Source organism: Promicromonospora sp. NPDC052451, from assembly GCF_044547525.1.
GTDB lineage: Bacteria > Actinomycetota > Actinomycetes > Actinomycetales > Cellulomonadaceae > Promicromonospora.
Genome location: NZ_JBIUAP010000007.1, coordinates 280,418 through 299,837 on the forward strand (window position 1 = coordinate 280,418; position 19,420 = coordinate 299,837).

A 19,420-nucleotide genomic window follows, 5' to 3' on the forward strand; every position below is an offset into this window, starting at 1 on the left:
TCGCCACACGTCCCGAACCGCCCGGCGCTGAACCGCCCCAGCTGTCGGCACCACGTACCCCACTCATGGGGCAGCGCCCGGCACTACAGTCGGTGCATCCCACAGGCCCCTGTTCAGGTACTCGATCTGGGCCTGGTTCAACGCACCCTTGAACATCCACACGTCGTCCAGCCCACCCGGCCAGAACTCGCCCCACGTCGAGTTCGAGAGGCCCCGCCCGAGGCTGAATCTGCGCACCGCGGTGAACGGCGCCGTGCCCGGCTCAGTGCTGGAGCCCTCCTCGCTCAGCACACCGTTCACGTACAGGTGCGCCACCTGCCGGGGTGCGTCGTACACCACCGCGACGTGATTCCAGTCGGCCACGAACGGAGCGTCAGCCGTAGCGGTGTAGACCGTCCCGCTGGTCGAGTTCTGCTCGCGAACTACCAGATGCCACGATCCACCCGTGGCTTCGTCTGTCCCGGTGCCAGGCCGATAGCGGAGTTGCACGGCCTCCTCGACGGAGCCCGTCAGCGACCACACCGTCCTGTTGGTGCCGAGCTCACCGACACCACGTACCCAACCGGCGACGGTGAACGATTCGTCGGCAGCGATCGGGACCACGTCAAGGTCTGTGGTCGCATGGTCGTTCGAGCCGTCCAGGCTCAGGGAGTACAGGTCGACCTTGCTCTCACCGATGTCAGACCGAGCAGCACCGTCGTTCAGATAGAGCTTCGGCTCAAGTGGCTGACCAGTACTATCAACCAGCGCGTTAGGCGTCGAGGTTGCCGTGTCGCCGTCAGCAACGGCAGCCTCCTCGAACATCCACCGCCCTGCCACCTTCGGGATCCGAGTGGCCAGCGCTTCCGCTTCCCGAGGCGTGACGACCCGGTTGTACGTACGTACCGAATCGATCATGCCGTCGAAGAAATGGCCCTCGGCGCCACTGCCGAATCGGGAGGCTCCGATCATCACCGGGCCCGCCGAGTTCCACGAGGTGGTGAAAGACCGCACCGGACCGGGCACGCCGTTGACGTAGAGCACCAGTGTGTTCCGGTAGGCGTCATAGACACCCAGCAGGTGGGTCCACTTGCCGAGCCGCACAGGAGCATCGTTCAGGGCCCGTGCCCCTGCGGCTCCTGGTTCGTCCGCCTCATGCTGGCTGAAGGCCCATTTGCCATCCTGCCCCGCGTAGTACAACCGGAAGCCCTGCTGATAGACGCCGGGCTGAGACACGACGAAGTTCATGGTGTCGTCGACCGAATCGGGCCGTACCCATGCCTCGACGGCAAAGTGGGTCGCCGTGTTCACCGCGCCGCCTGAACCCTCCGCCCAAGCTCCGGACCCGTCGAGGCTGAGCGCCGCCCCTTCCGCCGACTCCTGCTCGGACAGGTCCGCCGCCACCGAGGCATCGCCGGCCAGCGCGTAGCCGCTCGGCGCCTGTGCTCCGTTGACCGGCTCGTCGAACGTCCAGTTCCCCAACGGGTTACGTCCGTAGTTGACCCGGAAGTCGTATTCCGTCGTCGCCTTGTTTCCAGCCGCGTCGTAAGCAGTCGCCGTCAGCCGGTGATCGCCTGGGTCCATCGGCAGATAGGCGGTCTTGACACTGCCGCCCGTTCGCTCCTCCACCGGGCCACCACGAAATTGGAAGGTGTACCGGACAACGTCGGACGACGATGAGTCAATGATGAACCACTCGTACCGACCGACTCCGTCGTGCGGCATGTCATTGGGATCCGACGGGTCCGGTTCGGGGTAGAACCCGTTCTCTGACGTGATCACTGGTGGCCTGGGCATGGTGGTGTCGACCACGAAGAAACATCCTGGCGATGACCATGGGCTCGACGAGTAGGACCCGGAGCCGTCCAGCTGGCGATCCTGGACACGGACCATCCAGCGGATCACAGCGTTTGCGGGAATCTTGCTGGCCGGCACCGACATCGCGAAGTAGCTTCCGGAGCTGCCCCAGTTGGAGTTCAGCGTCTCGATCTCGCTGCCATCCGCACGCTCCAGGCGGAACTGGACCCGAACCGGCTCGGCATCAGGATCCTTGGCAGCCCCGGAAGCAACCCGCATGATGTTGCCGTCGATCGTGCGAATGCGAACCGGGTCGCTCCCCGTCGTGTCCGTGCACTGCCCGCCGTACTTGAGCGAGAGGGCCGAACGGCTGACCTGACGGGGCGGTGCGTTGTAGACCACGCGAAGGCTGGCCTCGCTGGAGAACTTCTTCCACTGGTACGGGTCGCTCTCCGACGCTCGCAGTCCGAGCGTCACCTGGTTCCAGCCAGCGTCGGCACCCTCCTGAACCAGCGTCGCGATCGGAAACTCACCCAGGCCGGAGTTGCCGCACGCCGACTGTCCACCACCGTAGTTGAACTCCCGGGTCACGACATGCTTCTTGAAGAAGCCAGAGGCAGCCTGCGTGTTCCAGTTGGTCGACGACGTGATCCCCTTGGTGTGATAAACGGCCACCGGGTGATTCACACATTGCGCCGAGTGAGTGTTACGCACGCTGAACACCGCGGAAGCGATGTCCTTCCCCTTAAACTTCGACACATCAAACTGGTAGAAGAGCCGGTACGCGCCGTCCTGCGGACATCCGACCCACCCGTAACACGTACCGACTCCGCGCTGGTCGGAGAACTTCCAGTAAGCGTTGGTCGGATAGTCCTGCGCCACGCTCGTCCACGCCGATCTGTTGGGCGTCAGAACCCTCGGGTCGATCGTCACGGGAAATGTGGTGTTCGGATCGTCAAGCATCGCCTGGTCCGGGACGAGCGTCACGGCGTCCTGCTCCGCCGAGACCTCAACCTGCACAGGAGCGTGCTCCCCTTCGCCCGCCCCCATGGCGACGGCTTCGTCCTCGTCAGCCGTCGCGGCCGCGGTGGAGACGCCTTCGTCCACGGTCGGCGCAGCAGACCACATCGCCGCCGGCGGTGCGGTGAACACGACAGCACCGGAACCCTGATCAGTGACGTCGAGGGCTCCCTCACCGGTGACCGCGACGTCCAGACCCTCGGCTCGCATCCCCAACGTGATGGCGTCCAGCTCTGGTGAAGCGGCGGCCTCGGGCGACTTGACCACAACGAAGGAGGCAAACCCGTCCTCGGCAGCTGTCATCTGCAGATCGACGCCAGGCAGCACCTCGCTGTACGTCGCGGTGTCGCCTTGCAGGGACGGTTCGGGCAGCACCGTCGGCCAGGTCCATTCCAGCACGCGGCCGTCCCGCGACAGCGTGACCAGCGGACCATCGCCCCCGGCGGAGAACACGACGTCCGCCGTCGATGCCAGAGGGGCGACGCCAGCGGACGTCTCCTGAAGGGTCGTATCGACCCGCACCCAGCCGTCGGCCCCACGTGTCCAGCGCGGAACGACGAACTCAACCACCTCGATGTCGCCCGTCGGATTCGCGAACACCTCGCGCGACTCACCACGCTCCGCGACTACCTCGACGGGCTGGCCGCTCTCGGCCGCGTCGGCGAGCGCGGCCCTCCGAGCTGCGGACTCCGCGGCGGCTGCCTCGTCCGGAGCCGTCCCGGGTGCGGCATAGCCGGTCTGCACGGCACCGTCCGGTAACTCATCATCTGCCGAGGTTGCGACATCGTCAGGCGTAGCTGCGGCGTCCCACTCCGTCGCCCACGCACGGTCCGTGCCTGCGGCCACGCCCAGGGGCGCCAGCACGGCAAGCGCCGTTGCCACCGCAGCCAGCCGCGCAAGCCGTGAGCCCGGAGCGAGAGCCTGGCCGATCGTCGAGCCGCTCGGCCCGTTTCTCCGGCCGCCCAACAGATCCCACATGGCGCATGTCTCCCAGAAGTCGTCACCCTGATGGCGCCCGCTACCGCAGCGGAGCAATCTGGGTGATGTCTATCTGAAGGCTGAGAAAACGGTCAACCAAGGATCTGCGCGCTTTGGGAATTTTTTCACCCGCAGCTTCACCCCTGCCGCACTTGACGAACGGCCGCACCGGAGCGGCCAGACGAGGCAACACGATGAGGAGTCCTTGCAAATGCACGCCACAGCCCTACCCCGGGACCCGAAGTTCCAGGCGAGAGCCCAACGTCAGGCGTAATCAGATCGAGACATTTCGAGCACCCGCCAACCGGCCGCCAGGGCAACCCGCTCGGGGTTTCCGACCAATTTGATCGGGAAACCCATAGGAACCATCAATACCCCCGATAGACATCCACGATGTGGACGCCCCCTTCCCCCACCCGAACCCCCCGGTTAACGTCTTCGCCATGACCAAGGCAGCAGCGCGCACAGCACTCGTGACATCCCGTCACGAGATGCGAATGCCCGCCATGCCGACCTGTGCCTGCGACCGCTGTCGCAGCTGTCTGCACTGACGCGCCCCTCGCCCTCCGCAAGGTCAGCGCGCGCCGCCGGCCCGCAGCGCTGAGTCCCTGGTCATCCCCGGGAAACGGCCTCCTGCCCGTAACGACGCGCACCACTCCCCCAGCCAGCTTCATGCCCGCGCGCCCCGCACGAACAGGACCCTGCCCATGGTGAACACCGCCCCGCCCGCACAGCCCCGCACCGCCAAGCGCCCCGCCCGCCCCAACGGCCAGTGGAAGGTCGACGGCACCGCCCCGCTGAACCACAACGAGGAGTTCAAGCAGGAGTCCGACCCGCTGGAGGTCCGCGACCGGATCGAGAAGATCTACGCCCAGGAGGGCTTCGACTCGATCCCCGGTGACGACCTGCACGGCCGGTTCCGCTGGTGGGGCCTGTACACGCAGCGCAAGCCCGGGATCGACGGCGGCAAGACGGCCACCCTGGAGCCGCACGAGCTCGAGGACAAGTACTTCATGCTCCGCGTCCGCATCGACGGCGGCGCCCTGACCACCGAGCAGCTCCGCACCATCGCGGGCATCAGCACCGAGTTCGGGCGCGACTCCGCCGACATCACCGACCGGCAGAACATCCAGCTCCACTGGGTCGAGGTCGAGTCGGTGCCCGAGATCTGGCGCCGGCTGGAGGCGGTCGGCCTGAGCACCACCGAGGCCTGCGGCGACGTGCCGCGCGTCATCCTGGGCAGCCCGGTCGCGGGCGTCGCGAAGGACGAGCTCATCGACCCCACGCCGGTGATCGAGGAGATCCAGGAGCGCTTCATCGGCGACCCGGCCCTGGCCAACCTGCCCCGCAAGTTCAAGTCGGCGATCACCGGGCACCCCAGCCTCGACGTGGTGCACCAGATCAACGACATCTCGTTCGTCGCCGTCGACCACCCCGAGCACGGGATCGGCTACGACGTCTGGGTGGGTGGCGCGCTGTCCACGGCGCCACGCCTCGCGGAGCGCCTGAACGCCTTCGTCTCCCCGGAGGAGGCCGCCGACGTCTGGCACGGCGTGGTCCGCATCTTCCGTGACTACGGGTACCGGCGGCTGCGCAACAAGGCCCGCCTGAAGTTCCTGCTCGCGGACTGGGGCGTCGAGAAGTTCCGCCAGGTGCTGGAGGACGAGTACCTGGGGTACCAGCTCCGCGACGGCATCGAGCCGCCGTCGCCCGCCTCCCTCGGCCTGGACGAGCGCGGCGACCACGTGGGCGTCCACGAGCAGCACGACGGCCGCTTCTACATCGGCGCCGCCCCCACGGTGGGCCGCGTCTCTGGCGAGACGCTCGCCCGTCTCGCCGACCTCGCCGAGGCGCACGGCAGCCGCCGCGTCCGCCTGACCCCGCAGCAGAAGCTCCTGGTGCTGGACGTCGCCCAGGACGAGGTCGAGCCGCTGGTCGCCGGGCTGGCCGAGCTCGGCCTCCAGGCCCGGCCCAGCCCCTTCCGCCGCAACACCATCGCCTGCACCGGCATCGAGTACTGCAAGCTCGCGATCGTCGAGACCAAGGCGACGTCGGCCGCCGCGATCACGCAGCTCGAGGAGCGGCTCGGCGACCTGACCAACCTCAAGCCGCTGAGCCTGCACGTCAACGGCTGCCCCAACTCGTGCGCACGCATCCAGACGGCCGACATCGGCCTCAAGGGCCAGCTCGTGCTCGACGACGACGGCAACCAGGTGCCCGGCTTCCAGGTGCACCTCGGCGGCGGCCTCACGTCGCTCGACCGGGACGACGCCGGCCTCGGGCGCACCGTGCGCGGCCTCAAGGTGACCGCCGACGGGATCGGGGACTACGTGGAGCGGGTCGTGCGCCGGTACGACGCCGACCACGAGGGCGAGGAGACCTTCGCCGAGTGGGCGCACCGCGCCGACGAGGAGGCCCTGCGATGACCACCACGGAGCCTGCGTCCGCCGTCGCGCTCGCCGCGCCGGCGTCGGCGTTCGGGGCGGGCGTGAACCCGCGTCTCGCTCGAGTCCGTGCCCGCGCGGCCGCCCGGGAGAGCATCCGCGCGGCCCGGCCGATCGCCCGGTCCCGCCGTCGTCGCCGGACCGCCGAGGAACTGCGAGCCGTCGTGGAGCGGGGCCAGGCGCAGCTGCACGCGTCGTCCGGCAACCGGGAGGCGGACGCCCACGCCGTCATCGCCTGGGCGGTGCGCGAGTTCGGTCCGTTCATGGCGGTGGCGTCCTCGATGCAGGACACCGTGCTGTCGCACCTGGTCGCGGAGCAGTTCCCGTTCGTGGACGTGCTGTTCGGCGACACCGGCTACCACTTCGCGGAGACGCTCGGCACGCGGGGCGCCGTCGAGATCGAGCTCGACGTGACCGTCATCGACGTGCGCCCCGAGCTCACGGTGGCCGAGCAGGACGCACGGTACGGCCCCCGGCTGCACGACCGCGACCCCGAGGCGTGCTGCGCGATGCGTAAGGTCGCACCCATGCAGAAGGCGCTGGCCGGTTACGAGGCCTGGGCCACGGGCGTGCGCCGCAGCGAGACCGCGGCCCGCGCGAACGCGCCCCTGGTGAGCTGGGACGAGCGCAACGGCGTGGTGAAGATCAACCCGATCGCCGCGTGGACCGACGACGAGGTGGCCGAGTACGCCGCGCGGCACGGCCTCGTGGTCAACCCGCTGCTCGCGGACGGCTACCCGTCGGTCGGCTGCGAACCGTGCACCGCACGGCCGCTGCCGGGCCAGGACGCGCGCTCGGGCCGCTGGGCCGGGCGCGACAAGGACGAGTGCGGTCTCCATGTCTGACATCTATCCCCTGGGACTCCGCGTCGCCGGCCGGCTCGTCGTCGTGGTCGGCGGCGGGCCCGTGGCCGCGCGCCGCGTCGGCGCGCTGGTCGAGGCCGGCGCCCGGGTGCGGGTCGTCGCACCGCACAGCGTGCTGCCCGAGTCCGGCCTTGCCACCACCGAGGCCACCACCGAGGTTCCCGAGCCGACGGACGGCCCGGCGCCCGGCGCCGTCGAGTGGGTGCGGCGCGACTACCGCACCGGCGACCTCGACGGCGCGTGGCTCGTGCACACGGCCACCGGTTCGCCGTCCGTGGACCAGCAGGTGGCCGACGACGCCGAGCGCGCGCGGGTCTTCTGCGTCACGGCGGGCGACGCCTCCGCGGGGACCGCCTGGGTCCCGGCGGTGGCGCGCACGACCCTGACCGACGACGCCGAGGTGACCGTCGCGGTGACCGCCGGCCGGGACCCCCGCCGCTCGCGGGCGATCCGCGACGCGGTGGCGGCGGCGCTCCAGTCGGGCACCCTGCCCCTGCGGCGGCACCGCCCCCGCGCCACCGGCCCGCACCGGGGCGGCACGGCAGCGGTCCAGGCCGGCCCGGTGTCGGACGACGCGAACGCTCCGGCCTCCGGCGCGCCGGCGGTCCAGCCCGGCCGGGTGTGGCTCGTCGGCGGCGGACCCGGCGATCCCGGCCTCGTCACGGCCCGCGGCCGCGCCGTCCTGGCCCAGGCTGACGTCGTGGTCGTCGACCGGCTCGGCCCGCGCGCGCTGCTGCGCGAGCTGGCCCCCGAGGTCGAGGTGATCGACGTGGGCAAGACCAGCGGCAACCACCCGGTGCCGCAGCACGAGATCAACGCGCTGCTGATCCAGCACGCGCAGGCGGGGCGCGACGTCGTGCGGCTCAAGGGCGGCGACCCGTACGTGCTGGGCCGCGGCGGCGAGGAGCTGGCGGCGTGCCGCGCGGCGGGCCTGGAGGTCGAGGTGGTGCCGGGCGTCACGTCGGCGGTCTCGGTGCCGGCTGCGGCCGGCATCCCGGTCACGCACCGCGGCGTGGCGCGCGGCTTCAGCGTCCTGACCGGGCACGACGGCGCCGCCGACGTGCCCGGCGGCCCCGACCACACGCTGGTGCTGCTCATGGGTGTCACCCGGCTGGCCGAGACCGCCGCGGCGCTCGTCACGCGGGACCGTCCCGCCGACACCCCGGTCGCCGTGATCGAGGACGGCTACGGTCCCCGCCAGCGCGTCACCACCGGCACGCTGGCCACGATCGCCGCCCGCGCGGAGGCGGCAGGCGTCCTGCCCCCGGCGGTCGTCGTGGTCGGTGCGGTGGTCCGCCTGTCCCCCTCCTGGGGCCTCCAAGCTCGTTGAGTGCTGGGTATCCGTCGGCGCGAAGGCCATCAACCCGACGGATACCCAGCACTCAACGGAACTCGGCCGCTCGGGACAGGGCGTACCGGAGCACCTCCACGTCTTCCGAGCGGACCGCGATGCTCCAGGCACCCGAGCCGGACGCGCCCTCGATCTGCGTGTAGGCCGCGCGGGCGAAGAGGCCGCGGGTCGGAGCCTGCGTGCCGAACACCCGGTGCGGGGCATCGCCCAGCACCTCCGCCAGGGCGTCGAGCGACTCCGGGTCCAGCCCGACCCGCAGCGTCACCCGGCGCACCTTCCGCTCCATCAGGTACGCCCCGACGCGGACGGCACCCCCGCCCACGACGACGGCGAGGTCCTGGTCCGGTGTGCGTCGCCGGCCGAACCGGGACAGGACGCCGCCCAGCACCGCGGAGCCCGCGCTGCGCGGCACGGCCGGCCCGTGCCTGACCCGCCCGGCGCTGCCCCCGCCGGTGGGCTCGCGGTCGGCTCCGGCGTCGGGGCGGAACTCCGGAAGCGGTTCGGGGTGGGCGGGAGGAACGGGCTCTGCCTCGGTGAACGGACCCGGATACGACTCGTGGTCGAGGTAGGGGGCGGGAGACGGCTCCGGCCCGGCCTGCTGGTCGGAACGGGGATCGGCATGCGGGGCACGCGCCGGCCCGGTGCGCAGGCCCTCGTCGGCCAACGAGTCTCGGTACGGGTCCAGGCCGGAGAAGGCGTCCGGCCCCGGACGATCCTCGACGATCGGCGGGCCGTCGAGCGGCAGCTCCTCGTCGTCCCGCAGCCCCTCCGGCCGCCGAGCGGCCCGGACGGTCAGCACGAGCCACTCCGCGGCCGCGGCCACCGTCACCACACCGGCGGCCACCCGGAGCACGAAGTTCAGCGGGTCCCACGCGTTCGAGATGTTCGCGAGCGTGCTCAGCACCCAGATGATGCCCGCGACGAACGCGAGCATGAGGCTGACGAGACGGCGAGTGCGCACTGGACCTGGCTTCATCTCCGACGGACGTGCGGCGAGCAGCCGCGGAAACCCTGCACGGTGCCGCAGGAGACAGCCCCGTGCGGCACCTGCCCCACGGGGGCACCGCAGCGTATCAATGCCTCCGACCAGTGTGAACGCACGGTTGTGTACTTCATCCCCTCCGGCAGCGCGACCTGTCGCTCGGGCACGGTGCGTCCCGTGCGTCGGGGTTCAGCTCGTCGTCGGGCCGCCCTGCGAGGCTCACACACGGGGTGAAGCGGGTGCAAGGAAAGTGCTTCACCCCCGCCGCGTCAGAGCAGCCGGCGCGCCACCGCCCAGCGGGTCAGCTCGTACCGCGACGAGAGCTGGAGCTTGCGCAGCACCGCGCTCACGTGGGTCTCGACCGTCTTGATCGAGATGAACAGCTCGCTGGCCACCTCGCGGTAGGAGTAACCCCGTGCGATGAGCCGCATGACCTCCTGCTCGCGCTTCGAGAGGCGGTCGAGCTCGTCGTCGGCCACGGCGATGTCGTTCGCGGACGCCCCGAACGCGTCCAGCACGAACCCGGCCAGCCGCGGCGAGAAGACGGCGTCGCCCCCGGCCACCTGCACCACCGCCGACGACAGGTCGGCCGGCGCGATGTTCTTCGTGACGTAGCCGCGCGCACCCGCCCGGATGACCGAGACGACGTCCTCGGCCGCGTCCGACACCGACAGCGCGAGGAACCGCACGCCCTCGGTCAGCAGCCCGGCGCACCGCTGCACCACCTCGGCGCCGCCGCCCCCGTTGCCGCCCGGCAGGTGCACGTCGAGCAGCACCACGGGCGGGCGGTGCTGGTGCACCTGCGCCACCGCGGAGTCGACGTCGAACGCCTCGCCCACCACCGTCACCCGGTCGTCCAGCGAGGCGCGCACGCCGGTGCGGAACAGGTGGTGGTCGTCCACGAGCACCACGGGCACCGGGATGGTCACGGAGCTCTGCGTGCTGCCCGACGGCGTCGCGGGGGTTGTCATCTCGTCGCACCTTCCACAGTGGCCGGCACGGCACCGGGGGCCGACGCCGCCCGTGCCCTGCCGTTCTTCTCGGTCTTCTTCTCGCCGTTCGCCGGCTTGTCCAGCGGCATCCGCAGCCGCACCTCGGTACCCCATCCTGGCCTGCTCACGACCTCGGCGGTGCCGCCGCGCCGGCGCACGCGCCCGAGGATCGACTCCCGGACGCCGAACCGGTCCTGCGCGATCTCGTCCAGGTCGAACCCGTCGCCACGGTCCCGGACGAACACCTCGGCCACCTCGTCCGTCACCTCCAGGTACACCGACACGGGCGGGGACCCGTGCTTGAAGGCGTTGAGCAGCGCCTCACGGGTGGCCTGGAGCATCGCCGCCGTGGACTCGGTGGGCGGGCAGTCGCCCACCACCACGGTCTCCACGGTGAGCGGTGCCACGGCGTCCTCGATCTCGGCCACCAGCTCCTTGAGCTCGGCCGACACGGACGTGCCCGGCTCACGGCGGTCGTCGTACAGCCAGCCGCGCAGCTCGCGCTCCTGGGCGCGCGCCATGCGGGACACGGCCTCGGGGTCCTTGGCCTGGGCCCGGATCAGGGCGAGGGTCTGCAGCACGGAGTCGTGCAGGTGGGCGGCGATGTCGGCGCGCTCGGCCTCCCGGGCGCGGGCGGCGCGCTCGTCGCCGAGCTGCCGCACCAGCCGGATCCACCACGGCACCGAGACCAGCACCAGGCCCGCGACCATCGCCACCGACGCCACGGTGGCCTGCATGAGCACGCTGACGGGCGTGTCCTGTCCCACGAGCATCAGCACGCCGAGCATGGTCAGCACCACGCCGCCGGCCAGCCGCAGCAGCGCCGTCCGCGAGCGCAGGAGCGACCCGGAGCCGCCCACCCACTTGTCCCGCTCGGTCGCGTCGATCTGGCTCCAGGCCAGCGCCACACCGCCGAGCCCGATGAGGGCGGGCAGCACCCAGGATGCGACCGGGTCCCACCCGGCGCGGTAGGCGACCAGCAGCGCCGCGCTGGACAGCAGCACCACGCCGACCCAGATGTCGCGCGCCGCCAGCCGGGACACCGGTCCGGAGAGCCGCACCCGGTCGACGAGCGACGCCGTGCTGCGCTCCTGGGCCCCGGCGTCGGCGGCGGCGTCGGTGGTGAGACGGGGGGCGAGGCGGCGGCGCTCGGTGGGCACGGCGTCGTCGGGCCGGGTGGGCACGCCGGCCGGCACGGTCACCCACCAGAAGACGTAGGCCACGATCCCGGCCCCCGCGAAGCCGGTGAGCACGACGAAGGCGACGCGGACCAGCCACACGGGCAGGCCCGTGTGCGCCGCCAGGCCGGCGGCGACACCGGCCAACCAGCGGCCGCTGTATCCGGGCCCGGCCTGGCCGGGCCTGCGGAGGGTAAGTCGTTGCTTCACCCCCCGATCGTCACACGCCGCCGGTTCCCTGAACATGCCTGAGCCGGGATCTCAGGGTGCCCGGCCGGGGGAACCAGGGTTGGTTCAGGGCCGGTCCCCGATGCCGGGAGGGGTGCCGGTCGACCAGCATGGACATCATGAGCACCGACGAGACGCGTCCCCAGGACGCCACGAGCGGGCCGGGTGGCCCGGCCGACGCGGGGTCGGCCGGACCGGACACCACGTACTCCGGCCCGGCTGTCGACCCCGCCGAACCGGCGTCCGACCAGCAGGCCGACGCCGCACCTGCCGCTCCCGGGCAGCAGCCCTACCCGGAGACCGGCTTCTTCGCGTCCATCCGCCGCGGCCTGTTCCCGCGTTCCGACCAGCGCTGGGTGGGCGGTGTGGCGGGCGGTCTCGCGGAGCGGATCGGCTGGGACCCGCTGCTGGTGCGCGGTCTGCTGATCATCAGCTTCTTCCTCGGTGGTCTCGGCCTCATCCTGTACGGCATCGGCTGGGCGCTCCTGCCGGAGCGCGACGGACGGATCCACCTGCAGGAGGCGACGCGCGGCAACTTCGACGTCGCGATGCTCGGCTCGGTGGCCGTGTTCCTGATCGGCTTCGCCTGGGGCGGCCCGCTGGGCTGGTGGGACGACGGCGGCTGGGAGTGGCTGGCGTTCCTCTTCTGGATGGCCGTCCTCGGGGTCACGGCGTACCTGATCGTCCAGGGGGTGCAGCGGCACCGCGACGCCCGGAACACGGGACCGGGCGGTCCGGGCGTCCCGGCGCCGGGTGCGCAGGGCGTCCCGACGCCGGGCACGCAGGGCGTCCCGACGCCGGGCGCGCCGGTGCACGGTGCGCCGGTTCCCGGTGCCCCGTCCGGCACCGCGCCGGGCTCCGACCAGGGCCCGGGTGGCCAGGCCTCGTTCACCCCGGCCCCGCCGGTCGACTACCGGCGGTCCGAGGGCCTCGTGTACGCCACCGGCGCCGGCCCCGCGCCGCAGCGCCAGCAGCCGCAGTACCGGCCCACCCCGCCGCCAACGCCGCTCGTCCGCACGGCGCCGCCCCCGGTGCGCGTCCGGCGTGGTCCGGGCAGCGCCGCCGTCGGCATCACCGTGGGCCTGATCCTGCTGGTCGGGGCCCTGCTGCTGGCCGCGGACCGGCTGGGTGCCGTGGGCTTCCTGGACGACGGCCCCGGGCTCAGCGCAGTCTGGCTGGGCCTCTCGACGGTGATCCTGGGCGTGGCGATCCTCGTCTCGGCCCTGCGCGGCCGCACCAGCGGCGTGCTCGGGTTCTTCGCGATCGTCGCCCTGCTGTTCGGTCTCGCGTACATCGCGTTCTACAGCAGCTCGCCCGACGAGTGGGCCGACGAGGCGGTCTCGACCGGCCGCGAGGTCGAGGACATCATGACCAACCCGTCCAACCCGGATGCGGCCACCCTCACCGAGGGCACCGTGGTGGTGCAGACCCTGCGCGAGGCCGAGAACGGCTTCTACGTCCAGTGGGGCGACCCGGAGATCGACCTGTCCGAGCTCGACCTGTCCCGGGTCGAGCCGGGCGACCCCGTCGTCGTGCCGATCGAGCTGGGCGCGGGCCAGACCGTGGTGACGGTGCCCCAGGACGTGGCGGTCGAGGCGAACGCCTACGTCGCCGCAGGAAACGTCCGGTGGAACGTGGACGACCAGGACCGCGCCGCGAGCGGCGTCGGCTCCGACACGTACTTCGCGAGCGACGAGGTCGGTGACGACGGCGCGGTGCTCAGCCTCGACATCCGGGCCGGCGCCGGCGAAGTGATCGTCAGCGAGACCGAGGGAAGGAGCACGCGATGAGCGAGCACGCGCACGACGACCGCGCACACGACGACAAGGCCCGGGCCGAGGCCTCGACCGAGACGCCTCCCGAGACCCCCGACGAGACAGGCTCGGGGACACCCGGGGCCGACACGTCCCAGACAACCGGCCGGCCCGAGGGCCAGGACGCGAGCGACATCATGACCGATCTGACGCACGACACCACCAATCCCACGGCCGGCGGCACCACCGGTTCCGCCGGGAGTTCCGCCGACCCGACCGAGGTGCTGCCCCCGGCGGCGGTCCTGGCCGAGACACCGACCCAGGTGACCCCGGCGTCGGCCACCCCGCCGACGCAGGAGATCGCGCAGGCGACCCACCGGATCCCCGAGGGCACCGCGCCCGAGGGGGAGGTGCACCCGGCCTACGGCATCGCCGCGGCCCGGGTCCAGGCCGAGTCGGACGCCGTCCAGGACGCCCCGGTCCACGACGAGTCCGACCCGCTCGCCCCGCTGCGCGAGCCGGCGCCGCAGGGGCCGGGCCCGCAGACCGGTCCCGTGCCCGTGGGCGGGCAGCCCGTCCTGACGGGCTCCGCACCGACAGGCGCTGGTCCGGCCGGTCCGGGGCAGGCAGCTCCCGCACAGGCGGGCGCCGCACAGACGGGTCAGCCCGTGGCCCAGCCCGCCGTGCGGCGCGGTCCGCGCGTCGGGACGGCCGTCTGGGGACTGATCGTCATCGCGATCGGCCTGGGGATCCTCGCGGTCGCGGCGGGCGTGGTGTTCGACCTGGGCGTCGCCCTGATCGTGCTGCTGGGTGCGGCGGGCGTGATCCTGGTGGTCGGCTCGGTGGTGTCCAGCGTGCGGCGACGCTAGGCCACAGGCGTAGGTAGGCCCTCCGGTGCGAGGATGACGCCGTGCGCATCACCCACGTGTCGGACACCTACCTGCCCCTGCTCGGCGGCATCGAGGCGCAGGTGAGCCGCCTGGCCGGGCAGCAGGCGGCCGCGGGGCACCACGTCGAGGTCATCACGACGACCCCCGCCCGCCCCGGCGCCCACGGGGTCGGCACCACCGTCGAGGACGGCGTGACGGTGCACCGCATCGCTGCCCGGGTGCCGGGCGGCTGGCCGGTCCACCCCCGTTCCACCGCCCACGTGACCGGGCGCCTCCGGGACTCGATCACGCGGGGCGAGCGGCCCGACGTCGTGCACCTGCACATGGGGGTGCTGGCCCCGACCGTGCAGGCCGCACTGCGATCCGTGACCCGCCTCGACCTGCCCGCGGTGCTGACCGTGCACAGCGTGTGGGGCGCGGCGGCCCCGCTCTTCGCCACCGCCGATGCCATGACCCGATGGTCACGGTGGCCGGTACGGTGGACGGCGGTCAGCGAGCTGACGGCCCGGCCGCTGCGGGACGTCACCGGGACCGACGTCGCGATCCTGCCCAACGGCCTCGACCTGGACGCCTGGAAGGTGCCCCGGACCGAGCGCGACCGGCGGCCCGAGGGCCCGGCGGTGCACGTGGTGTCCGCCGCACGGTTCGCGTCCCGCAAGCGGATGCTGCCGCTGCTCGCCGCGGTCGCCGACGCCGCGTCCCGGCTCCCGGACGGCTCCCTCTTCGTGACCCTTGCCGGTGACGGCCCGGACCGCGCGGCCGCTCTGCGGTTCGTGGCGGAGCACGACCTGCGCGACATCGTCGCCCTGCCCGGACGCCTCACCGCCACCGAGCTCAAACGTCTCTACGCCCGGGCCGACGTCTTCGCCGCGCCCGCCGTCGCCGAGGCCTTCGGCCTCGCCGCCCTGGAGGCCCAGGCGGCGGGGCTCGCGGTGGTCACCCGCGCGGGTTCGGGGGTCGCCGAGCGTGTGACGGACGGCGCCACCGGGCTCGTCGTACCCGACGACGAGGCGCTGGCGGCGGCGGTCGTCCGGCTCGCGGCGGAGCCCGGCCTGCTCGACGGCCTGCTGGCGCGGGCGGCGACCCCGCCGTCGGGCGTGACCTGGCCGGAGGTCCTGGCCGCGACGGAACGGACCTACGCCGAAGCGGCGGCGCTCCTGCCGTCCCGGAGCTGAGGGCAGGCCGCGCGCCGTCCGCCGGTGTGCGCTGCCGGGACCTGCCGGCGGCGCAGGGGGAAGGTGCCCCGCGCAGGCCTGTTGCTCTGGGTAGACGTTGTCTACTGCCAGCAACAGGCCTGCGCGGGGCACCTTCCTCGGCGACCGGAGACGGGCCGGCGGAATCCTCCCTGACCGGGCCTTTCCGCGGTCGATCGATCTCCACGCTCACGAACGTGGTGCACGGGGCCCGGGGCGCCGATAGCCTCCCCGGGTGACCCCCAGCGACCCGGCAGCGACGAGCCCCGCCCAGCCCTTCGTCGTCCGCCAGTACGAACGTGCCCGGGCCGAGGTGGCCCCGTTCGCGCGGGGCATCGCCGTCGCCGTCGTGCCGGCGGTTGCGTGGGCCGTCTGGGCGAGCGGGCCCGGCTGGCTCACCCCCGCGTACCTGGTGCTCGGCGTGGTGGGCGCCGCGCTCGGCGTGATCGACGCCCGCACGCACCGGCTGCCGAACGCGCTGGTCTTCCCGCTCACGTGGGCGACGGCGGCGCTGCTCGCCGTGGCCGCCGCCGGCACGGGAGCCTGGGGGTCGCTCGGCCGGGCGGTGCTCGGCGGACTGGCCTTCTTCGCCCTGTACCAGGTGCTCTACCTCGTGGCCCCGCGCGGCGGGATCGGGTACGGCGACGTCAAGCTCACCATGAGCCTGGGCGCGGTCCTGGCCTGGCACTCGTGGACGACGCTCGTCGTCGGCGTCTTCGCCGCCCACGTGCTGGCCGGGGTGGTGGCGGTCGTGCTCCTGCTCGGCCGGCGAGCCGGCTGGAAGACGGGCATCGCGTTCGGGCCGTACATGCTGATCGGCACCGTCGTCGGGCTGAGCTGGGCCCGCCTCGCGGGCTGGTGACGGCTGCCGGGGGCATGCCGGGACGACCGCGGCCCCGCACCCGGACCGGGTACGGGGCCGCGGGACGTCACTCCCACTCGATGGTGCCCGGCGGCTTGCTCGTCACGTCGAGCACCACGCGGTTGACCTCACGCACCTCGTTGGTGATGCGGGTCGAGATGGTCGACAGCACGTCGTAGGGCAGGCGCGTCCAGTCGGCCGTCATCGCGTCCTCGGACGAGACCGGGCGCAGCACGATCGGGTGGCCGTAGGTGCGGCCGTCGCCCTGGACGCCGACGCTGCGGACGTCCGCGAGCAGCACGACCGGGCACTGCCAGATCTCGTTGTCCAGGCCGGCCTTGGTCAGCTCCTCGCGGGCGATCGCGTCGGCGCGGCGCAGGATCTCCAGGCGCTCGGCCGTGATCTCGCCGACGATCCGGATGCCCAGGCCGGGGCCGGGGAACGGCTGGCGGGAGACGATCTCCTCGGGCACGCCGAGCTCACGGCCCACGGCGCGGACCTCGTCCTTGAACAGGGTGCGCAGCGGCTCGACCAGCTCGAAGTTCAGGTCGTCCGGCAGGCCGCCCACGTTGTGGTGGCTCTTGATGTTGGCCGCGCCCTCGCCGCCGCCGGACTCGACGACGTCCGGGTACAGCGTGCCCTGCACGAGGAACTTGACTTCCTCGCCGTGCGCACCGGCCTCGGCGACGATGTCCCGCTGCGCGTCCTCGAACACGCGGATGAACTCGCGGCCGATGATCTTGCGCTTGGTCTCCGGGTCGCTGACGCCGGCCAGCGCCGTCAGGAACCGCTCCTTCTCGTCGCGGACCACGAGCTTCACGCCGGTGGAGGCGACGAAGTCGTTCTCGATCTGCTCGACCTCGCCGGCCCGCATCAGGCCGTGGTCGACGTGCACGCAGGTGAGCTGGTCGCCCACGGCGCGCTGCACGAGCGCGGCCGCGACCGCGGAGTCCACGCCGCCGGACAGCGCGCAGATGACGCGGGCGTCGCCGATCTGCGCCTTGATGGCGGCGACCTGGTCGGCGATGACGTTGCCCGGGGTCCAGTCGGGCGCCAGGCCGGCGCCCTCGTAGAGGAAGTGCTCCAGCACCGTCTGGCCGTGCGCGGAGTGCTTCACCTCGGGGTGCCACTGCACGCCGTACAGGCGGCGGCGGGTGTCCTCGAAGGCGGCGACGGGCGAGCCCTCGGAGGTGGCGAGCACCTCGAAGCCGACGGGCGCCTTGTGCACGGCGTCGCCGTGGCTCATCCACGCGGTCTGGTGCTCGGGGGTGTCGGCGAGCAGCACACCGGCAGAGCACACCTCGACCTCCGTGCCGCCGAACTCGCTCAGCCCGGTCTGCGCCACCTCGCCGCCGAGCGCCTGCGCCATGGCCTGGAACCCGTAGCAGATGCCCATGACCGGAACGCCGGCCTCGAACAGCTTGGGGTCCACGAACGGGGCGCCGGCCGCGTACACGGAGGACGGGCCGCCGGACAGGATGATGGCCGCCGGGTCCTTGGCGAGCATCTGCTCGACCGTGAACGTGTGCGGCACGATCTCCGAGTACACCCGGGCCTCGCGCACGCGGCGCGCGATGAGCTGGGCGTACTGCGCGCCGAAGTCGACGACGATGACCGGGCGGGGGGTCTGGGGCTGAGCCTCGGGAGCGGTGGCGGGTGACGTCACGGGCCAAGTCTAAGTGCCCCGCGGCCCTCGGGCGCTCCGCACCCGTGTAACGTGCCGCACCTGCCGGGCATGCTCACCACTCCGCGAACGAGCCGTCCGCGTGCCGCCACACCGGGTTGCGCCAGCGGTGCCCCTCGGCGGCGCGCTCGCGCACGTAGTCCTCGTTCACCTCGATGCCGAGGCCGGGGCCCCGGGGGATGCTCACGTAGCCGTCCTCGTAGTCGAAGACCGTGGGGTCGGCGAGGTAGTCGAGCAGGTCGTTCGAGGTGTTGTAGTGGATGCCCAGGCTCTGCTCCTGGATCACCGCGTTGTAGGCGACGGCGTCGAGCTGCAGGCAGGAGGCCAGCGCGATCGGGCCGAGCGGGCAGTGCGGCGCGACGGCGATGTCGTACGCCTCGGCCATCGCCGCGATCTTGCGGACCTCGGTGATGCCGCCGGCGTGCGAGAGGTCGGGCTGGACCACGTCGACCACGCCCGACGTGATGACGTCCTTGAAGTCCCACCGGGAGTACAGCCGCTCGCCGAGCGCGATCGGCGTGGCCGAGGCGCGCAGCACGTCGGCCACGCCGTCGACATGCTCCGACAGCACCGGCTCCTCCACGAACATCAGGTGGTAGGGCGCCAGCGCGTCGAGCAGCACCCGGGCCATGGGCCGGTGCACGCGGCCGTGGAAGTCGACGCCGATGCCGACGTCGGGCCCGACCGCCTCGCGGACGGCGGCCACGTTGGCGACGACCCGCTCCACCTTGTCCCGCGTGTCGAGGTACTGCAGCTCCTCGGGTCCGTTCATCTTCACGGCGGAGAACCCCCGGTCGACGGCCTCCTTGGCCTGCGCCGCGGTCTCGGCCGGCCGGTCGCCGCCGATCCAGGAGTAGACCTTGATGCGGTCGCGCACCCGTCCGCCGAGCAGGTCGTGCACCGGCGCCCCGAGGGCCTTGCCCGTGATGTCCCAGAGCGCCTGGTCGATCCCGGCCAGGGCGCTCATGTGGATGCCGCCGCCGCGGTAGAACCCGGAGCGGTACAGCACGGTCCAGTGCTCCTCGATGCGGCGCGGATCCTTGCCGATCAGGTAGTCGGACAGCTCCTCGACGGCGGCAGCGACGCTGGCGGCGCGCCCTTCGAGCGTGGGCTCGCCCCAGCCGACGATGCCGGTGTCGGTCTCGATCCGGAGGAAGAGCCACCGGGGCGGGACGGCGTACGTGGTCATCGAGACGATCTTCATGCTGCTGCTCCGTTCAACGAT

General features: G+C 72.4%; 13 protein-coding genes. 7 read left to right on the plus strand and 6 right to left on the minus strand.

The genetic code is table 11. The features are described 5' to 3' along the window. Positions 1-63: 63 nt before the first annotated feature. Positions 64-3,774 carry a LamG domain-containing protein gene (locus tag ACIG47_RS14895; RefSeq protein WP_397431698.1) on the minus strand — a complete coding sequence of 1,237 codons (3,711 nt, stop codon included), beginning with the start codon at positions 3,772-3,774 and terminating at the stop codon, positions 64-66. 707 nt (positions 3,775-4,481) lie between these two features. On the opposite strand from ACIG47_RS14895, the gene ACIG47_RS14900 reads away from it, so the two are divergent. The 3 genes from ACIG47_RS14900 to cobA are packed head-to-tail and all read left to right on the plus strand — an operon-like array spanning position 4,482 to position 8,411. After that, positions 4,482-6,200, plus strand: coding sequence for a nitrite/sulfite reductase (locus ACIG47_RS14900; protein ID WP_397431699.1), 1,719 nt, complete (start codon positions 4,482-4,484; stop codon positions 6,198-6,200). Then, positions 6,197-7,063, plus strand: a complete 867-nt coding sequence (locus tag ACIG47_RS14905) for a phosphoadenylyl-sulfate reductase (protein ID WP_397431701.1) — start codon at positions 6,197-6,199, stop codon at positions 7,061-7,063. Before ACIG47_RS14900 ends, ACIG47_RS14905 begins: the two co-directional genes overlap by 4 nt. Further along, positions 7,056-8,411 carry a uroporphyrinogen-III C-methyltransferase gene (gene cobA / locus ACIG47_RS14910; RefSeq protein ID WP_397431702.1) on the plus strand — a complete coding sequence of 452 codons (1,356 nt, stop codon included), beginning with the start codon at positions 7,056-7,058 and terminating at the stop codon, positions 8,409-8,411. Before ACIG47_RS14905 ends, cobA begins: the two co-directional genes overlap by 8 nt. 52 nt (positions 8,412-8,463) lie before the next feature. Here the strand turns inward: cobA and ACIG47_RS14915 are convergent, their stop codons facing one another. From ACIG47_RS14915 to ACIG47_RS14925, 3 genes are all read right to left on the minus strand, one after another. Further along, positions 8,464-9,393 carry a hypothetical protein gene (locus ACIG47_RS14915; protein ID WP_397431704.1) on the minus strand — a complete coding sequence of 310 codons (930 nt, stop codon included), beginning with the start codon at positions 9,391-9,393 and terminating at the stop codon, positions 8,464-8,466. Positions 9,394-9,683: 290 nt separating this feature from the next. Then, positions 9,684-10,385, minus strand: a complete 702-nt coding sequence (locus ACIG47_RS14920) for a LuxR C-terminal-related transcriptional regulator (protein WP_397410408.1) — start codon at positions 10,383-10,385, stop codon at positions 9,684-9,686. Then, positions 10,382-11,794, minus strand: coding sequence for a PspC domain-containing protein (locus tag ACIG47_RS14925; protein ID WP_397431705.1), 1,413 nt, complete (start codon positions 11,792-11,794; stop codon positions 10,382-10,384). Before ACIG47_RS14925 ends, ACIG47_RS14920 begins: the two co-directional genes overlap by 4 nt. A gap of 137 nt (positions 11,795-11,931) precedes the next feature. On the opposite strand from ACIG47_RS14925, the gene ACIG47_RS14930 reads away from it, so the two are divergent. The 4 genes from ACIG47_RS14930 to ACIG47_RS14945 all read left to right on the plus strand — a co-directional run bounded on the left by ACIG47_RS14930 (position 11,932) and on the right by ACIG47_RS14945 (position 16,511). Continuing rightward, a complete protein-coding gene (locus ACIG47_RS14930; RefSeq protein WP_397431706.1) occupies positions 11,932-13,602 on the plus strand; it encodes a PspC domain-containing protein in 1,671 nt (556 codons plus the stop codon). Next, a complete protein-coding gene (locus tag ACIG47_RS14935; protein ID WP_397431708.1) occupies positions 13,599-14,435 on the plus strand; it encodes a hypothetical protein in 837 nt (278 codons plus the stop codon). The genes ACIG47_RS14930 and ACIG47_RS14935 overlap by 4 nt, the downstream gene beginning before the upstream one ends. Positions 14,436-14,476: 41 nt before the next feature. Beyond that, the gene (locus ACIG47_RS14940; protein ID WP_397431709.1) at positions 14,477-15,631 is read left to right on the plus strand and encodes a glycosyltransferase family 4 protein; all 1,155 of its coding nucleotides are present in this window, start codon (positions 14,477-14,479) and stop codon (positions 15,629-15,631) included. A 253-nt stretch (positions 15,632-15,884) separates the two neighbouring features. Continuing rightward, positions 15,885-16,511: a prepilin peptidase gene (locus tag ACIG47_RS14945; protein WP_397431712.1), complete on the plus strand. Its 627-nt coding sequence runs from the start codon at positions 15,885-15,887 to the stop codon at positions 16,509-16,511. A 67-nt stretch (positions 16,512-16,578) separates the two neighbouring features. Here ACIG47_RS14945 and guaA read toward each other — a convergent pair whose 3' ends face one another. Together guaA and dgoD are read right to left on the minus strand one after the other, a co-directional pair. Next, entirely contained in the window at positions 16,579-18,177 is a 1,599-nt protein-coding gene (gene guaA, locus ACIG47_RS14950) for a glutamine-hydrolyzing GMP synthase (protein ID WP_397410396.1), read from the minus strand. A gap of 73 nt (positions 18,178-18,250) precedes the next feature. Next, a complete protein-coding gene (gene dgoD, locus ACIG47_RS14955) occupies positions 18,251-19,399 on the minus strand; it encodes a galactonate dehydratase (RefSeq protein ID WP_397431713.1) in 1,149 nt (382 codons plus the stop codon). Positions 19,400-19,420 lie beyond the last annotated feature (21 nt).

Excerpts from the sequence above, each read along its gene's own strand:
- ACIG47_RS14895 (WP_397431698.1), bottom strand. The coding sequence starts at position 3,774 with ATGTGGGATCTGTTGGGCGGCCGGAGAAACGGGCCGAGCGGCTCGACG.
- ACIG47_RS14900 (WP_397431699.1), top strand. The coding sequence starts at position 4,482 with ATGGTGAACACCGCCCCGCCCGCACAGCCCCGCACCGCCAAGCGCCCC.
- ACIG47_RS14905 (WP_397431701.1), top strand. The coding sequence starts at position 6,197 with ATGACCACCACGGAGCCTGCGTCCGCCGTCGCGCTCGCCGCGCCGGCG.
- cobA (WP_397431702.1), top strand. The coding sequence starts at position 7,056 with ATGTCTGACATCTATCCCCTGGGACTCCGCGTCGCCGGCCGGCTCGTC.
- ACIG47_RS14920 (WP_397410408.1), bottom strand. The coding sequence starts at position 10,385 with ATGACAACCCCCGCGACGCCGTCGGGCAGCACGCAGAGCTCCGTGACC.
- ACIG47_RS14930 (WP_397431706.1), top strand. The coding sequence starts at position 11,932 with ATGAGCACCGACGAGACGCGTCCCCAGGACGCCACGAGCGGGCCGGGT.
- ACIG47_RS14935 (WP_397431708.1), top strand. The coding sequence starts at position 13,599 with ATGAGCGAGCACGCGCACGACGACCGCGCACACGACGACAAGGCCCGG.
- dgoD (WP_397431713.1), bottom strand. The coding sequence starts at position 19,399 with ATGAAGATCGTCTCGATGACCACGTACGCCGTCCCGCCCCGGTGGCTC.